Source organism: Amaricoccus sp. W119 (assembly GCF_047275745.1).
In the GTDB taxonomy this organism is placed as follows: Bacteria; Pseudomonadota; Alphaproteobacteria; order Rhodobacterales; family Rhodobacteraceae; genus Amaricoccus.
Genome location: NZ_JBKQWU010000008.1, coordinates 1 through 16,448, shown reverse-complemented (window position 1 = coordinate 16,448; position 16,448 = coordinate 1). Strand labels below are relative to the sequence as shown.

Genomic DNA, 16,448 nt, shown 5'->3' with positions numbered 1-16,448 from the left:
TTCACCTCAATCCAGGTTCTTGCCGACGAGGCGCATCAGGAAGATCGCGACGATATTGGCGAGGATCACCGCCACCACGCCGCCCGCCGCCGCGCCGCCGACATCCTGATTGAGGAGCGCCGCGCGATAGATGAGGAAGGGCAGGTTGGTCGAGGCATATCCCGGGCCGCCATTCGTGGTGACGAGGATCTCCGCGTAGACACCGAGCAGGAAGATCGTCTGGATCAGCACCACGATGGTGATCGCGCGCGCCATATGCGGCAGCGTCAGATACCAGAAGCGCGCGAGGATACCGGCGCCGTCCATCTCGGCGGCTTCCTTCTGCTCGCTGTCGAGCGACTGAAGCGAGGTGAGCAGGATCAGCGTCGCGAACGGGAGCCACTGCCAGGCGACGATGATGATGATCGAGAAGAGCGGAAAGGCGGCGAACCAGTCCACAGGCTGCAGGCCGAAGAAGCGCGAGACATCGGCGAAGACCCCATAGCCCGGGTGCAGGATCATGTTCTTCCATATGAGCGCGGCGACCGGGGGCATGACGAAGAAGGGCGAGATCACCAGGATCCGCACGATCCCCTGTCCGTAGATCGGCTGGTCGATCAGCATTGCGATGGCAATGCCGCCGATCACGGTGATCGCGAGCACGCCGAGCACGATCGCGAGCGTGTTGCGGATCGCCTGCCAGAAGGCCGGATCACTCAGGAAGTAGGAATAGTTCTCGAAGCCCGCCCAGCCGCCGGCGGCCGGATTGAGCAGATTGTAGTAGCGGAATGAGAAATAGACCGTCATCGCGAGCGGTACGGCCATCCAGATCAGAAGCAGGATGATCGCGGGCATCCGCATGAAGCGGGCGATGGATTCGGTCTGCCGGGTGGCCATGGGGGACTCCCTCGCGGACGGACGGGCTGTGGGAAAGGGCCGCCCGGGAGAATTCCCGGGCAGCAGGTGTTACTCCTTGGGGGAGTACTCAGTAGCCGGCGCGGCGCATCTCGCGCTCAGTCGAGGACTGGGCCTGCGCCAGCGCGTCCTCGACGGAGGACTGTCCGGCGACGACCGCGGAGAAGAGCTGGCCGACCGTGGTGCCGATCGACTGGAACTCCGGGATCGCGACGAACTGCCCGCCGGTATAGGGCACCGGCTGGACCGTCGGCTTGGTGATGTCGGCCGCGTCCATCGCCGCCTTGGTCGGTCCCGCGAAGGCGGCCGCGTCGAGATAGTTCTGGTTCTCGTAGAGCGAGGTACGCGTGCCCGGCGGCACGTTGGACCAGCCCTCCTTCTCCGCCACCAACTCGGTATAGGCCTTGTTGGTCGCCCAGGTGATGAAGGTCTTCGCGTCTTCCTGGTTCTTGGACGAGGCCGGGATCGCGAGGTTCCAGGACCAGAGCCAGTTGCCGTGGTTGTCGACGCCTTCCTTGTTCGGGAAGATCGTGTAGGCGACCTTGTCGGCGACGGTCGAGTCATTGGGGTTGGAGACGAAGGACCCCGCCGAGGTCGCATCGACCCACATCCCGCAGCGGCCCTGCTGGAACATGGTCAGGTTCTCGTTGAACCCGGCCGAGGACGCGCCGGACGCGCCGGCGTCCTTCATCAGATCGGCGTAGAACTGCAGCGCCGCCTGCCACTCCGGCTGGTCGAACTGCGGCGCCCACTCCTCGTCGAACCAGCGCGCGCCGAAGCTGTTGGCCATGGAGCCGATCAGCGCCATGTTCTCGCCCCAGCCCGCCTTGCCGCGCAGGCAGATGCCCGCGACGCCGTTCGAGGCGTCGGTGATCTTGCGCGCCGCCTCGCCGATGAACTCCCAGGTCGGCTCCTCGGGCATGGTGAGGCCGGCCGCCTCGAAGAGATCGGTGCGGTACATGAGGAACGCCGACTCGCCGTAGAACGGCGCGGCGTAGAGCTTGTCATCGACGCTGAGCCCGCCCCGGATCGCGGGCAGAAGGTCGTCGGCATCATAGTCGGCGTCGAATTCGAGCGGCACCAGCCAGCCCTGCTTGCCCCAGATCGGCACTTCGTAATTGCCGATGGTCAGGATGTCGTACTGTCCGCCGCCGGTCGCGATGTCGGTCGTCACCCGCTCGCGCAGCGTGTTCTCCTCGAGCGTCACCCAGTTCACCGTGACATCGGGATGCGCCGCCGTGAATTCCGACGTCAGCCCCTGCATCCGGATCATGTCGCCGTTGTTGACCGTTGCGATGGTGATCTCGCCAGCCAGCGCGCCGGTCAGCGCGGTGCAGGTGCCCAAGGCGGCAAGGATCGGGATTTCGAGGCGATATCTCATGCGCGCTCCTCCGTGTGGTGCATTCGTTAGGTTTATTTTTTACTCGCGTAAAATTTTAATACAGCGAGTGATGATTTCTGTCAACGGGATTCGTGCCCGTGCGGTCAGGCGCGGGTGAGCCGCTGACAACTCGATGATCTGGACAGGGAATGACAGGGCAGCGCAGTGTCCGACGCGCACGCGGACTCCGCCCCCATCGGAAGCGTGAAAACTCGCATGTATCCTCCCAATCGCCCGAACATTGTTCGCTCGGCTTTCTGATTGGTCAGAATGTCGCGCCTTATCCGGCGCCTGTCAACAGGAATCGAGCATTCGCCCGTCGATCGAGCAAATATTTACTGGAGGCTGCGAGCGCGCCCCGTGCTCAGGCGCCGCGCAGCAGCGCCTCGGCGGTGGTTTCGTCCGTGATCAGTCCGTTGATCAGCCGTCCCCGTATCGCCGCCGCGAGCGGACCAACCTTGCGCGGACCCTTGGCGAGCGCGATGACGCGGGCGCGGTTCCGGTCGGGGATCGGCGCGCTCGCGGTCTCCGCGCCGGGGCCCCCTTTCAATAATGCGCCATCGGCGTCATAGATCCAGCCGCAGATCTCGCCTTTCGCCCCGGCGGCGCGCATCTCGGAGAGTTTCGCCTCGGTCAGGAAGCCGTCGAGCAGTAGGGGCGCGCGTTCGTCCATCTCGCCCACGCCGACGAAGGCCACGTCGGCGGCGGCGGCGAGGTCCATGGTCGTGCGGATCATGCCGAGCCCGTGCATCAGGGTCCGTTCCTCGGGACCGCCGAGGAAGACGGGCAGCGGCATCGGGTAGTGCCGGGCATCGACCGCCTCGGCCATTGAGAAGATCACGTTGTAATAGGCCGCCGAGCCGTCAGGCCCGATGTTCCCGGTCAGGGAGACGATCCGGTGCATGGGGCAGCTGATCGGCGGCAGGTGATCGACCGCCGCCTTGAGCGTGCGCCCGGTGCCGACCGCCATCACGATCGGCCGCTCCTGCTTCAGCCAGCGGGTGATCTCGGAGGCGCCGGCCTCGGCGAGCCCGGCGGTGCCGCCCTCGGACCCCGGATCGGTCGGAACCACCTCGACCTGGACGAGGCCGAACCTGTCGCGAAGCCGCGCCGCCAGATCGAGGCCGCGGGCGATCGGATGTTCCATCCAGACGCGCACCAGCCGCTCGGACATCGCGAGCGAAACGAGCCGCTGCGCCGCCTGGCGCGAGATCCCCATATGCGTTGCGATCTCGTCCTGCGTCTTCCCGGCGATATAGTACAGCCAGCCGGCGCGCGCGGCGTCGTCGAGCCTGCTCGACGATATGCGCTGTCGCGACATCGCTTCCTCCCCGTGAGTGAGGAACAATAGGCGAATATCCTGTCAAAATGCAAGATTCGGCGAAACTGTCCGGTCCGCCGAACCGCGATTGTTCGCCGGTTCGGAACCGAAGCCGCGAACGGATCACGATCTCGCGGCGCAGGGGCCGGGCTGGCGGCATCCGGCGGAGCGGCTAGCTCCCGCGGAACGGCTCCACATACTGGAGCGCCATGTCCCAGGGGAAGAAGATCCAGGTGTCCTGGCTCACCTCGGTGATATAGGTATCGACCAGCGGGCGGCCCTGCGGCTTCGCGTAGACCGTGGCGAAATGCGCCTTCGGGTAGAGATCGCGGACGAGTTCCAGCGTCTTGCCCGTGTCCACGAGATCGTCGATGACCAGAATCCCCTCGCCGTCGCGCATCAGATCGGGGTCGGGGGCTTTCAGGACCGAGGCCGGCGCCTGTTCCTGCCAGTTGTAGGATTTGACGCTGATCGTATCGACGAGGCGGATGTCGAGTTCGCGCGCGATGATCATCGCCGGCGCGAGGCCGCCCCGCGTGATCGCGACGATCGCGCGCCACTCGCCGCCCTCCGGTCCCTGCCTGTCGAGCCGCCAGGCCAGCGCGCGGCTGTCGCGATGCACTTGGTCCCAGCTGACGTGGAACCCCTTCTCGTGCGGGAGCCGGTCGCTCATCGCGGTCACGCCTCCCTGCGGCCCGACACCACGTCGATGTCCGGCGCGTCCTCGGCCTTCATGCCGACGACGTGGTAGCCCGCGTCGACGTGCAGGTTCTCGCCCGTCACGCCCGACGAGAGGTCCGACAGGAGATAGAGCGCGGACTTGCCCACGTCGGCCTGGGTGACGTTGCGGCGCAGCGGCGAGTTCAGCTCGTTCCACTTCATGATGTAGCGGAAATCGCCGATGCCCGAGGCCGCCAGCGTCTTGATCGGCCCGGCCGAGAGCGCGTTGACCCGGATGTTCCTCGGCCCGAGGTCCATCGCCATGTACTTGACGCTCGCCTCCAGCGCGGCCTTGGCGACGCCCATGACGTTGTAATGCGGCATGACCTTCTCGGCGCCGTAATAGGTCAGCGTCAGGCAGGACCCGCCGTCCTTCATCATCGCCGCCGCCCGGCGCACGACCGCGGTGAAGGAATAGACCGAGATCAGCATCGTCTGGGTGAAGTTCGCCGCGGTCGTCATCTCGGTGTAGCTGCCGCGCAGCTCGTTCTTGTCGGAGAAGCCGATCGCATGGACGATGAAGTCGAGCCCGTCCCAGCTCTCCCCGAGCGCGGCGAAGGTCGCATCGACCGAAGCCTCGTCGGCCACGTCGCAGGGCAGCACGATCCCGGAGCTGAGACTCTCGGCGAGCGGACGGACGCGCTTGCCGAGCGCCTCTCCCTGATAGGTGAAGGCAAGTTCCGCCCCGGCCTCGTGGCAGGCCTGCGCGATGCCCCAGGCGATGGACTTGTCATTGGCGAGGCCCATGATCAGGCCCCGTTTCCCGCGCATGAGTCCCTCCGGCATCCTCGCCCCCCTGGTAATGATGGCTGCGGTTTATGAGATGGTTATGCCCGCATCAAGCGCGCTTTGTTCACCGGAAACGCGTCGGTCCCCGGTTTTCCTCGTCAGTTGCTCCCGAAAAGCCCTCCGAGCACGTCGCGAACCACGGATTGCACGGTCTGCCCGACATTCTCGACCATCTGCGACGGGCTGGGCAGGTTCGGCACCGGGAGCGGGGCGCGGGGCTCCAGTTCCGGCAGCGGGCGCATCGGCAGGCCGTCCTCGACCCGCAGCATGGTCTCGCGCCAGATGTCGGCCGGCAGGCCGCCGCCCGAGACACCCTTCAGGGGTGTGTTGTTGTCGTAGCCCATCCAGACCCCGGTCACGTAGTCCCGGGTGAAGCCGATGAACCAGGCATCCCGCGCCGCCTGCGTGGTGCCGGTCTTGCCGGCCGCTGGCCGTTCACCGAGGCTCGCGCGTGTTCCGGTACCGTGCTCGACCACGTTGCGCATCATCCAGACCATCTCGCCCGCGGCCCTTTCGTCCAGAACCCGGACCGGCATGCCGGAATCCGCGCCCATGAGGCGGGTGCCGTCCGATCTCAGCCGCAATTCGCGGATGCCATAGGGTTTGGCGCGCACGCCCTTGTTCAGGATGCCGGCATAGGCGCCGGTCATCTCGAGCAGCGTCGCCTCGGAGGTGCCGAGCGCGAGCGCCGGGCCCTCGGCGATCGGGGAGAAGACGCCGAGATCCTCCGCGACCGCGCGCACCCGGGCGCGGCCGGTGATCTCGGCGAGGCGGATCGTCGCCGTGTTGATCGAATTCGCATAGGCATCGGCGAGCGAGATCGTCCCCTTGTAGTCGCGGGTATAGTTCTGCGGCGACCAGGGGCCCGAGCCCGGCACGTTGATCGTGAGCGGCGCGTCGAGGATCGTGTCGTTGGGGCTCGCCCCGTTCTGGAGCGCCGAGGCGAAGACGAAGGTCTTGAAGAGCGAGCCGGTCTGGCGCAGCGCCTGGGTCGCGCGGTTGAACTGCCCGTCGCTGCCGCCCAGATCGCGGCCGCCGACCATGCCCCGCACCGCGCCGTCCGGCGACATGACGACGATCGCCGCCTGCGCGTTGGAGCCCTCGCGCACCTTGTTCTTGAAGACGTAGGACAGCGCCTCCTCGGCCGCCTTCTGGATGCGCGGGTCGAAGGTGGTAAGGACCTCGATGTCCTCGGTGGTGCGGCGGGTCAGGAAATCCGGGCCGCTCGACATGATCCAGTCGGCGAATTCACCGCCGGCCCGCGCCGCGGCGGCGCGCGACAGGACGGCGGGGCGCGCGCGCGCCGCTTCCGCCTGCGCCGTCGTCAGATAGCCCTGATCCTCCATCAGCCCGACGATCACGCCCGCGCGCTCCTGGGCCGCGTTCAGGTTGTGCGTCGGCGCGAAACGCGAGGGCGCGCGGAGCAGGCCGGCGAGCATCGCCGCCTCGGAGGGTGTGACATCGCGGGCGGACTTGCCGAAATACCGCTGCGACGCCGCCTCGAATCCGGTCGCGCCGGCGCCGAGATAGGCGCGGTTGAGGTAGATCGAGAGGATCTCCTCCTTCGAGAACTTCAGGTCGAGCGCGATCGCGGCGGGGATCTCCTTGATCTTGCGCTCCAGCGTGCGGCTGTTGTCGAAATAGAGCAGCTTCGCGACCTGCTGCGTGATCGAGGAGCCGCCCTGCACCGTGGTTCCGGCGCGCGCGTTGACGAGAAGGGCGCGCAGCGTGCCTTTGATGTCGATGCCGAAATGCCAGTAGAAGCGCCGGTCCTCGGTCGCGACGATCGCGTTGACGAGATGCGGCGAGGCATCCTCGGCGCGCAGCAGTCCGAGTTGCTGGCCGCGCCAGGCGAAGACCGAATCCTGTTCGTCGAGCAGCGTCACCGAACCCCGGTCGCGGCCGTCGAGCAGGTCGTCGAGCGGAGGCAGCTTGTTCAGGTAATATGCCGTACTGACCGCGAGGATGAGTCCGAAAAGGACAGCCATCCTGAGCCCGATCCACCAGATCCAGCCGAAGACGCCGGTGAAGGCGCCGCGCAGCATGCGCTCGGTGCGGCCAAGCCGGGGCTTCGCCCCGCTCCGTCTCTTCCCCATCGGGGGTGCCTCGTTCTGCCTGCTCGATGTTTTTCGCGAAGGTACAGGCAAACGACCGGCCGCGCCAGCGCTTTGCCGGCGAAGTTGCAGCCAAGGTTACCGCCGGAGTTACCGCGCGCGCCGGCGCGGAACACCCGAGTCGTTCCGCTCGACGCGGATCGTATCTGATTAATAATTGCGCAGATTGAACCAAGTGCCCGTTGGATTGCCTGCGATCGCGGCAGTTCCGCGAAGATGCCCTCGGCGCGGAGCGAAATCTCCTACTGCCTGCCCTGAATTCAGCCTATGGCCTCGCCATTGGCACGCCTTCCGCCCTTTCGAGGGCACCGGCGCGTGCCGAACGATAAGACGAGGGGACCAGATGAAACTGATCATAGCGGTCATCAAGCCGTTCAAGCTCGAGGAGGTCCGCGAGGCGCTCACCGGCATCGGCGTCCAGGGCCTGATGGTCTCGGAGGTGAAGGGTTACGGCCGGCAGTCGGGGCATACCGAGATCTACCGCGGCGCCGAATACGTCGTGAACTTCGTTCCGAAGATCAAGCTCGAACTCGTCGTCTCGGATTCGGATGTGCCGCGGGTCGTGGAGACCCTCGCCACCACCGCGAAGACCGGGAAGATCGGCGACGGCAAGATCTTCGTGGTCGACGTGCTTCAGGCCTACCGGGTCCGCACGGGCGAAACCGGCGATGACGCGCTCTGAGCGACGGCGCCATTCAATGAGGAACATGATGAGAAATGTGCTGAAGCTCTCTCCGCTCGCGCTTCTGGCGACGGCGGGCGCCGCGCTGGCGCAGGACCCGGCCCTGACCGAGACGGTGACCGAGGTCGCGCCGACGATGGACAAGGGCGACGTCGCCTGGATGATGACGTCGTGCCTCCTGGTGCTGCTGATGATCGTTCCGGGGCTCGCCCTCTTCTACGGCGGCCTCGTCCGCGCGAAGAACATGCTCTCCGTGCTGATGCAGACCTTCGTGATCACCTCGATGATGATGGTGCTCTGGGTGGTCTACGGCTACAGCCTCGCGCTCAACCCCGGCGGTAGCCTCGATGCCTTCATCGGCGGCTTCTCCCGGCTCTTCCTGGCGGGTGTCACGCCCGATTCGACGGTCGCGACCTTCACCGACGGCGTGGTGATCCCGGAATACGTGTTCATCAGCTTCCAGATGACGTTCTTCGCGATCACCCCCGCGCTCATCGTCGGCGGTTTCGCCGAGCGCATGAAATTCAAGGCGGTGCTGCTCTTCATCGTGCTCTGGGCGACGCTCGTCTACCTGCCGATCGCGCATATGGTCTGGTACGGCGAGGGCTTCCTCTTCACCCGGGGCGCGCTCGATTTCGCCGGCGGCACGGTCGTGCACATCAACGCGGGCGTCGCGGCGCTGGTCGGCGCCATGGTCATCGGTCCGCGCACCGGTTACGGCCGCGAGCCGCACACGCCGCATTCGCTGACGCTCACCATGGTCGGCGGCTCGCTGCTCTGGGTCGGCTGGTTCGGCTTCAACGCCGGCTCCAACCTGGAGGCGAACGGCATCACCACGCTTGCGATGATCAACACCTTCGTCGCCACCGCGGGCGCCGCGCTGGGCTGGCTCTTCATCGAATGGACGACCAAGGACCATCCGTCGCTGCTCGGCGCGGTCTCGGGCGCGGTCTCCGGCCTCGTCGCGGTCACCCCGGCCGCGGGCTTCATCGGGCCGGTCGGCGCGATCGTGCTCGGCTTCCTCGCTGCCATCGTCTGCTTCTACTTCTGCTCCACGGTGAAGAACGCCCTCGGCTACGACGACTCGCTCGATGTCTTCGGCATCCACGGCGTCGGCGGCATCATCGGCTCGATCGGCACCGGCATCCTGGTCAGCCCTTCGCTCGGCGGCACCGGTCTCGACGGCTATTCGATGGGCGCCCAGATCTGGGTCCAGATCGAGGGCGTGCTCATCACCATCGTCTGGTGCGGCGTCGTCTCCTTCATCCTCTACAAGCTCGTCGACATGCTCGTCGGCCTGCGTGTGACCACGGAGGAGGAGCACGAGGGTCTCGACCTCGCGGAGCATGGCGAGCGCGCCTACTCCTACTGACGCGCGGTCGGAACAAGGACACCCGCGGGCCCGCCTCCACCCGGCGGCCCGGACCTGGCCCGGATCTTCAGATCCGGGCCAACTTTTTTGGGCGCCCCCGGTCACCGTTGCCGCGGGGGGCGTGTTTTCTCTTGCCGAACGGCGCCGGGCGACCGACTCTCCCGCCGGCGGGCCAGAGCGCCCGGGCATCGTGAAAGGAACACGGCTTGCGGCATCAGGGCCCTCTGGCGGAGCTTCCGGTCGTCACCCCGGAGACCGAGGAAGACCGCCTGTTCAACGACGCCGCCGAGGCGGTCGCCGATCTCACGCGCCGCTACGAGGCAGCGACCGCCTTCCTGCGCGAGAATTTCACCGCCGTGATGCAGGGGGAGCCGCCGGCGGGCCGCTACCGCGCCTTCTATCCGGAGCTCAGTGTCACCACCGGCAGTTTCGCCAAGGTGGACAGCCGCCTGAGCTTCGGCCATGTGGCGGAGCCGGGCACCTATGCGACGACGATCACCCGGCCGGACCTCTTCAAGGGCTACCTGACCCAGCAGATCGGCCTCCTGATCCAGAATCACGGGATGCCTGTCCGCATCGCCACCTCCGACACCGCGATTCCGCTGCATTTCGCGATGGGCGAGAATGCCCATGTCGAGGGGGCGATCGCCGAAACCCTGCGCCGGCCGCTGCGCGATCTCTTCGACGTGCCAGACCTCGGCGTGACCGACGACCGGATCGTGAACGGCGACGCGCTGGCGTCGCTCGAAGGCGCGCGGCCGCTCGCGCCCTTCACCGCGCAGCGGATCGACTATTCGCTCGCCCGGCTCGCGCATTACACCGCGACATCGCCCGAGCATTTCCAGAACCACGTGCTCTTCACCAACTACCAGTTCTACGTGGATGAGTTCGTCGAATTCGGCGCGCGGATGCTGGCCGATCCCAACTCGGGCTACGACGGTTTCGTCGGCCCCGGCAATGTCGTGACCGCGCCCGGTGAGCGGCCGCCCGGCGCGCCGGCGAAGATGCCGCAGATGCCGAGCTATCATCTGACGCGGGAGAACCAGTCGGGCATATCGCTGGTCAACATCGGGGTCGGCCCGTCGAATGCGAAGACGATCACCGACCATATCGCGGTGCTCCGGCCGCATGTCTGGCTTATGCTCGGCCATTGCGCGGGCCTGCGGAACTCCCAATCGCTGGGCGACTATGTGCTCGCACATGCCTATATGCGGGAGGACCATGTGCTCGACGACGACCTGCCGATCTGGGTGCCGATCCCGGCGCTCGCCGAGGTGCAGGTCGCGCTGGAAGAGGCGGTGGCCTCGGTGACGGGGCTCGAAGGCTATGATCTCAAGAAGATCATGCGAACTGGCACCGTGGCAACGATCGACAACCGGAACTGGGAGCTGCGCGACCAGTCCGGCCCAGTCGCCCGGCTCAGCCAGGCGCGGGCCATCGCGCTCGATATGGAAAGTGCGACGATCGCGGCGAACGGATTCCGCTTCCGCGTGCCCTACGGCACGCTGCTTTGCGTCTCGGACAAGCCGCTGCATGGTGAGCTCAAGCTGCCGGGCATGGCGACGGCCTTCTACAAGCGCCAGGTCGCGCAGCATCTCGATATCGGCATCCGAGCGATGGAGGCCTTGCGCGAAATGCCGCTGGAGAAGATGCATTCCAGGAAGTTGCGCAGCTTCCACGAAACGGCATTCCTCTGAGGTATGCGCGTGATCCCGCCATAGCCGCGGCTCACAGGGAACGAAAACGGTCAATCCACGATTGAGTTTCCCGGAGCCTCGGGCTTAAGTGCCCGGCACCTTGAGAAAACGGTTACGGGAACGAGTTGGACAGGAAAGAAACATGACACAAAAACCGATGACAAAGACGGCGCTGGTCTCCGCCCTCGCGGAGAGCGCGGATCTCGACAAGGCGAGCGCCAACCGCGCGCTGGAAGCCTTGACCGAGATCGTGACGCGGGAGGTCGCCGCGGGCGGCGCCGTCAACCTGCCCGGCCTCGGCAAGTTCGCCTGCCGGGCCCGTCCCGAGCGCACCGTGCGCAATCCCGCGACCGGGGAGCAGATGCAGAAACCGGCCGATCGCGTCGCCAAGGTGACGATCGCCAAGCAGCTCAAGGACGTGATCAACGCCTGATCACGCGGCGGTGGCTCCCCGGCCTCGATGGCGCGGGCGAGCCACCCCCAGCTTCCCCCGGGGACCTCCGGCGCGCTGGCGCCCTCCCGGATTTCTCCAGACAAGCATTCCCAACAAGCGGGCCGAGCACATGGCTGAGAACGCGGTGACAACCGATATCGAGGCGGACGTCTGGCGGGCGATCGACAACAAGACCAAACCCGTCGGCTCGCTCGGCCGGGTCGAGGAGGTCGCGGCCCAGATCGGCGTGACGCTCGGCACCCTGAGACCGCGGGTCGAAAACTGCGCGCTGACGATCTTCGCGGCCGATCACGGCATCGCGGCGGAGGACGTTTCGGCCTTCCCGCAGGCGGTGACGCGGCAGATGGTGGCGAATTTCCTCGCCGGCGGCGCGGCGGCGACCGTCATCGCGGCGAGCCTCGGGATCGCGGTGCAGGTGGTCGACGCGGGCGTCGCGGGCGAAGCGATGGAGGACCCGAGGCTCGTCTCGCGGCGGATCGGACCCGGCACGCGCTCCTTCCTCGGCGAAGCCGCGATGACGGCCGAGCAATGCGCGACCGCGCTCGGCCACGGCCGCGAGATCGGCGCGCGCTCGTCCGGCGAAGCGGTCGCCTTCGGCGAGATGGGGATCGGCAACACCTCGGCCGCGACCATGCTCGCCCATCGGCTGGCCGGCATTTCGCTCGACGGCCTGGTGGGGCGGGGCACCGGCCTCGACGCCGAGGGCGTCGCGCGCAAGGCAGCCATCCTCGCCCGCGCGAATGCGCGCGTCGGCGCGCTCGCATCGCCCGAGGAAACCTTGCGCCAGTTCGGCGGATTCGAGATCGCCATGATGACGGGCGCCATGCTCGGCGCCGCCGCGGCGGGCAAGCTGGTCCTCGTAGATGGTTTCATCGCGACATCCGCCGCGCTGGTGGCGGAGCGGATCGATCCGGAGGCGCGGCGCGCCATGATCTTCTCGCATGTCTCCGCCGAGGCGGGGCATCGCGCGCTCCTGGAGCGGATGGCGGCGCGGCCGCTCCTCGCGCTCGACATGCGGCTCGGCGAAGGCACCGGCGCGCTTCTCGCCTGGCCGCTCGTGAAGGCCGCCGCCGCCGTGCTCCGCGACATGGCAAGCTTCGAGAGCGCCGGCGTCAGCGGCCGCGTCTGATCCATGCGCCGGTTCGCGGCCGGGCGGGTCGCGGAGGAATGGACATCCTTCCTGCTCGCCTGCCAGTTCCTGACCCGGCTCCCGGTTCCCGCGCGCTGGGACCCGGCGCGCATGGCTTCGGCGGCGCGCTGGTTCCCCGCGGTCGGCCTCATCGTCGGCGCCCTGGCGGCGGCGGCCCATGGACTCGCCGCGCTGCGTTTCCCGCCGGATCTGGCGGCGCTGGCGGCGGTGGCCGTCGCGATGCTCGTCACCGGCTGCCTGCATGAAGACGGATTCGCCGATGTCTGCGACGGGCTCGGCGGCGGCGCGACGCGGGAACGCGCGCTCGAGATCATGCGCGACAGCCGGCTCGGAACCTACGGGGTCGCCGGGCTCTCGCTCATGCTGCTGGCGAAATGGCAGAGTCTCGCTGGGTTGCCCCCGGTGCTCGTTCCGCTCGGCCTGATCGCGGGCCATGCGGCGAGCCGGGCCTCGATGGTCGTCGCGATGGCGGGGGGGACCTACGCGCGCTCCGCGGGCGCGGCGGGCAGCCTCGCGGGCGGAACCGGAGGGCGGGGCGTCGCGGTCGCGATCGGGATCGCCGCGCTGCCCGTGGCCGCGCTCCTCCTCGCCGCGCCCGCCGCCGCGCTGGCGGGGGTCCTCGGCCTCGCGCTCGCCCATGTCCTGACGCGGCTCTGGTACGGCCGGCGCCTCGGCGGCTACACCGGCGACTGCCTCGGCGCGACGCAGCAGACCGGCGAACTCGGCTTCTATCTCGGACTGCTCGGGTGGAGCTGATCCTGCTCCGGCACCCGGTTCCGGCCATCGCGCCGGATGTCTGCTATGGTCGGACCGACATCGATCTCAGGCCCGGCCTCGAAGATCCCGCGCGGCTCCCGGCCCCGGTCCCACCCTTCGCCAGACTCGCCACCAGCCCGCTCAGCCGCTGCCGGCTGCTCGCGGATCGGCTCGGCGCGGAGCGGGGGGTGAGGCCGCGCGTCGATCCGAGGCTCTCCGAGATGGATTTCGGCGGCTGGGAATCGCGGCCCTGGGCCGAGATCAACCGCGCGGAACTGGACGCCTGGGCGGCGGACTTCGAACATGCGCGCCCGCATGGTGGCGAGACCGTGGCCGAGGTGCGGAACCGGGTCGCCGCCGCGCTCCGCGACGCGGCGACCGGGGAGGGGCCCGCGCTCTGGGTCACACATGGCGGCGTCGCACGCGCGGTCTGCGGCATACTCGGCGCGCATCAGGGATGGGACACACGGCTCGGCTTCGGCCGGACCCTGTCTGTGACGGTCTAGGACCGCGCGCCTGACACCCGCGCGCCCCGGCCGTCAGCGGGTCGGAACCGGCGTGCCGCTCCGGTAGTCGTAGAACCCGCGCTGCGTCTTGCGCCCGAGCCATCCCGCCTCGACGTATTTCACCAGCAGCGGGCAGGGCCGGTACTTCGTATCCGCGAGCCCCTCATGCAGCACGTTCATGATCGCGAGACAGGTGTCGAGACCGATGAAATCGCCGAGTTCCAGCGGACCCATCGGGTGGTTCGCGCCAAGCTTCATCGAGGTGTCGATGCTCGCCACCGTGCCGACGCCTTCGTAGAGCGTATAGACCGCCTCGTTGATCATCGGCACCAGGATGCGGTTGACGATGAAGGCCGGGAAGTCCTCGGCGCTCGAATAGGTCTTGCCGATCCGCGTCACCACCCCGGTCATGACATTGTAGGTCGGCTCGTCGGTCGCGATGCCGCGGATCAGTTCGACCAGTTGCATGATCGGTACCGGGTTCATGAAATGGAGCCCCATGAACCGCTCCGGCCGATCGGTGCCGCTCGCCAGCCGCGTGATCGAGATCGAGGACGTGTTCGAGGTCAGGATCGTGTGATCGGCGAGATAGGGCTGAATGCTCGCGAAGATCTTGTGCTTCAGTTCCTCCCGCTCGGTCGCCGCCTCGACGATGAGATCGGTCGGGCCGAGGCTTGCGATCTCGGGCGCGAGTTCGATCCGGCCGATCGCCCTGTCGCGCTCCTCCTCGGTGATCTTCCCGCGGGCGACCTGGCGGTCCATGTTGTCGGCGATGATCCCCGGCGCCGCCTCGAGCGCCTCCTTCGAGACGTCGTTCAGGAGGATGTCATAGCCCGCGAGGGCGAAGACATGGGCGATCCCGTTGCCCATCTGGCCCGCGCCGATGATGCCAACCCGTTTGATTTCCATGGCTTCGGCTTCCTCGATGCGCTGGCCCCCTGCGACAATAGGACAGCGATGCGACCCGGCGCAAGGGATTGCGGCGGGCCGCGGCGGGGGTCACGCTCGGTGATGGACATAATCACGTTCGCGTGCGTTGATGGGAGATACGGGGAGCAAGGAGACACAGTGTGAATGCGATAGTCGATTTCCTGAACACCATCTTCTGGGGATATGTGCTGATCTACGGCCTCCTGGCCGTCGGCGTCTATTTCACCATCCGGCTTCGCTTCCAGCAGATCCTGCGGTTCGGCGAGATGTTCCGCGTGGTGCTCGCCGCGCCGAAGACGGACAAGGAGGGCATCTCGCCCTTCCAGGCGCTCTGCACCTCGCTCGCAAGCCGGGTCGGGACGGGCAATATCGCCGGGGTCGCGGTGGCGCTGAACCTCGGCGGTCCGGGGGCGATCTTCTGGATGTGGCTGGTCGCCCTCGTCGGCATGGCGACCGCCTATTCCGAGTCCACACTCGCGCAGCTCTACAAGGTCCATGACAGCTCGACCGACTCGGCGGTCTACCGCGGAGGGCCCGCCTTCTATATCGCGCGCGGCCTCGGCCTACCCTGGCTCGGCGGCGTCTTCTCGGTCTGCCTCATCATCTCCTTCGGCCTCGTCTTCAACGCGGTGCAGGCGAATTCCATCGCCGACGCGATGGTCGGCGCCTTTGGCGTGCCGAAGATCGCCACCGGGCTCGTCCTCGCCTTTCTGACGGCCTTCGTGATCTTCGGCGGCATCCGCACGATCGCGACCGTGGCGGAATATGTCGTGCCCTTCATGGCCGGTATCTACCTCTTGGTCGCGCTCTATGTCGTCGTCACCAACATCACCGAGGTTCCGGGCATGCTCGGCCATATCGTCGCGAGCGCCTTCGGCTTCGCCGAGGTCGGCGGCGGGGTCGCGGGCGGGGTCGCGGCGGCGATGCTGAACGGCGTGAAGCGCGGGCTGTTCTCGAACGAGGCCGGCATGGGCTCGGCGCCCAATATCGCCGCCGCGGCGACGCCCGTGCCGCATCACCCGTCGAGCCAGGGGCTGGTGCAGGCGCTCGGCGTCTTCATCGACACGCTGGTGATCTGCTCCTGCACCGCGCTCATGATCCTGCTCTCGGGGGCCTATGTTCCGGGCGGCGAACTGACCGGAACGCAGCTCACGCAGAGCGCGCTTCAGGAGCATGTCGGCGCCTTCGGCCCCTACTTCATCGCGATTGCGATCTTCTTCTTCGCCTTCACCTCGATCATCGGCAATTATTCCTACTCGGAGATGGCGATGGCCTTCCTCGGGCTCGGGAGCACGACGGGGCTTCTGGTGCTGCGCTGCCTCGTGCTGCTGATGGTGGTCTGGGGCGCCCTGCAGGCGGTCGCGACGGTCTTCAACACCGCGGATGCCAGCATGGGGCTGATGGCGACGATCAACCTCATCGCGATCGTGGCGCTCTCCGGCACGGTGGTGAAGCTGACGCGCGACTATTTCGCCAAGCGCGCGCGGGGCGAGGAGCCGACCTTCGATGCGAGCGAGATGCCGGAGCTGAAGGGGATCGACCGATCCATCTGGCAGCGCGACTGACGTCCGCGGCCCGGCCCGGTGATCGCCGGGCCGGGGCGTAGGCAAGAAAAAACCGCCGGGGCCATCGGGCCGCCGGCGGTTTCATGTTCAACGGGGGTGTCGAACCGGCGTCCCTCA

Annotated in this window: 15 protein-coding genes; 8 read left to right on the top strand and 7 right to left on the bottom strand. The window is 67.4% G+C overall.

The features are described 5' to 3' along the window. Nucleotides 1-6: 6 nt before the first annotated feature. From ACLJK8_RS06670 to ACLJK8_RS06645, 6 genes are all read right to left on the bottom strand, one after another. Nucleotides 7-876 (bottom strand): carbohydrate ABC transporter permease, encoded by an 870-nt coding sequence (locus tag ACLJK8_RS06670; RefSeq protein WP_413149327.1) that lies wholly within the window; start codon nt 874-876, stop codon nt 7-9. Nucleotides 877-964: 88 nt separating this feature from the next. After that, entirely contained in the window at nt 965-2,275 is a 1,311-nt protein-coding gene (locus tag ACLJK8_RS06665; protein ID WP_413149326.1) for an ABC transporter substrate-binding protein, read from the bottom strand. 364 nt (nt 2,276-2,639) lie between these two features. Further along, nucleotides 2,640-3,596, bottom strand: a complete 957-nt coding sequence (locus tag ACLJK8_RS06660; protein WP_413149325.1) for a sugar-binding transcriptional regulator — start codon at nt 3,594-3,596, stop codon at nt 2,640-2,642. Nucleotides 3,597-3,768: 172 nt separating this feature from the next. Beyond that, the gene (gpt, locus tag ACLJK8_RS06655; protein WP_413149324.1) at nt 3,769-4,269 is read right to left on the bottom strand and encodes a xanthine phosphoribosyltransferase; all 501 of its coding nucleotides are present in this window, start codon (nt 4,267-4,269) and stop codon (nt 3,769-3,771) included. Nucleotides 4,270-4,274: 5 nt separating this feature from the next. Next, complete coding sequence (gene fabI, locus ACLJK8_RS06650) at nt 4,275-5,102, bottom strand: enoyl-ACP reductase FabI (RefSeq protein ID WP_413149323.1); 828 nt, start codon at nt 5,100-5,102, stop codon at nt 4,275-4,277. Between the two features lie 101 nt (nt 5,103-5,203). Next, entirely contained in the window at nt 5,204-7,201 is a 1,998-nt protein-coding gene (locus ACLJK8_RS06645; RefSeq protein ID WP_413149322.1) for a transglycosylase domain-containing protein, read from the bottom strand. 361 nt (nt 7,202-7,562) lie between these two features. Here ACLJK8_RS06645 and ACLJK8_RS06640 point away from each other — a divergent pair, with 361 nt between their 5' ends. The 7 genes from ACLJK8_RS06640 (at nt 7,563) to ACLJK8_RS06610 (ending at nt 13,836) form a co-directional block, all read left to right on the top strand. Beyond that, nucleotides 7,563-7,901 carry a P-II family nitrogen regulator gene (locus ACLJK8_RS06640; protein WP_413149321.1) on the top strand — a complete coding sequence of 113 codons (339 nt, stop codon included), beginning with the start codon at nt 7,563-7,565 and terminating at the stop codon, nt 7,899-7,901. 28 nt (nt 7,902-7,929) lie between these two features. Then, the gene (locus ACLJK8_RS06635) at nt 7,930-9,273 is read left to right on the top strand and encodes an ammonium transporter (protein ID WP_413149320.1); all 1,344 of its coding nucleotides are present in this window, start codon (nt 7,930-7,932) and stop codon (nt 9,271-9,273) included. A gap of 224 nt (nt 9,274-9,497) precedes the next feature. Next, nucleotides 9,498-10,970 carry an AMP nucleosidase gene (locus tag ACLJK8_RS06630; RefSeq protein ID WP_413149429.1) on the top strand — a complete coding sequence of 491 codons (1,473 nt, stop codon included), beginning with the start codon at nt 9,498-9,500 and terminating at the stop codon, nt 10,968-10,970. A gap of 142 nt (nt 10,971-11,112) precedes the next feature. Next, a complete protein-coding gene (locus tag ACLJK8_RS06625; protein ID WP_413149319.1) occupies nt 11,113-11,403 on the top strand; it encodes an HU family DNA-binding protein in 291 nt (96 codons plus the stop codon). A 130-nt stretch (nt 11,404-11,533) separates the two neighbouring features. After that, nucleotides 11,534-12,553: a nicotinate-nucleotide--dimethylbenzimidazole phosphoribosyltransferase gene (cobT, locus tag ACLJK8_RS06620; protein WP_413149318.1), complete on the top strand. Its 1,020-nt coding sequence runs from the start codon at nt 11,534-11,536 to the stop codon at nt 12,551-12,553. Nucleotides 12,554-12,556: 3 nt separating this feature from the next. After that, entirely contained in the window at nt 12,557-13,330 is a 774-nt protein-coding gene (gene cobS / locus ACLJK8_RS06615) for an adenosylcobinamide-GDP ribazoletransferase (RefSeq protein ID WP_413149317.1), read from the top strand. Further along, nucleotides 13,321-13,836, top strand: a complete 516-nt coding sequence (locus ACLJK8_RS06610) for a histidine phosphatase family protein (protein ID WP_413149316.1) — start codon at nt 13,321-13,323, stop codon at nt 13,834-13,836. The genes cobS and ACLJK8_RS06610 overlap by 10 nt, the downstream gene beginning before the upstream one ends. 33 nt (nt 13,837-13,869) lie before the next feature. Here the strand turns inward: ACLJK8_RS06610 and ACLJK8_RS06605 are convergent, their stop codons facing one another. Further along, nucleotides 13,870-14,745 carry a 3-hydroxybutyryl-CoA dehydrogenase gene (locus ACLJK8_RS06605; RefSeq protein ID WP_413149315.1) on the bottom strand — a complete coding sequence of 292 codons (876 nt, stop codon included), beginning with the start codon at nt 14,743-14,745 and terminating at the stop codon, nt 13,870-13,872. 161 nt (nt 14,746-14,906) lie between these two features. Here ACLJK8_RS06605 and ACLJK8_RS06600 point away from each other — a divergent pair, with 161 nt between their 5' ends. Continuing rightward, nucleotides 14,907-16,331, top strand: a complete 1,425-nt coding sequence (locus ACLJK8_RS06600; protein WP_413149314.1) for an alanine/glycine:cation symporter family protein — start codon at nt 14,907-14,909, stop codon at nt 16,329-16,331. The last annotated feature ends 117 nt before the right edge of the window (nt 16,332-16,448 follow it).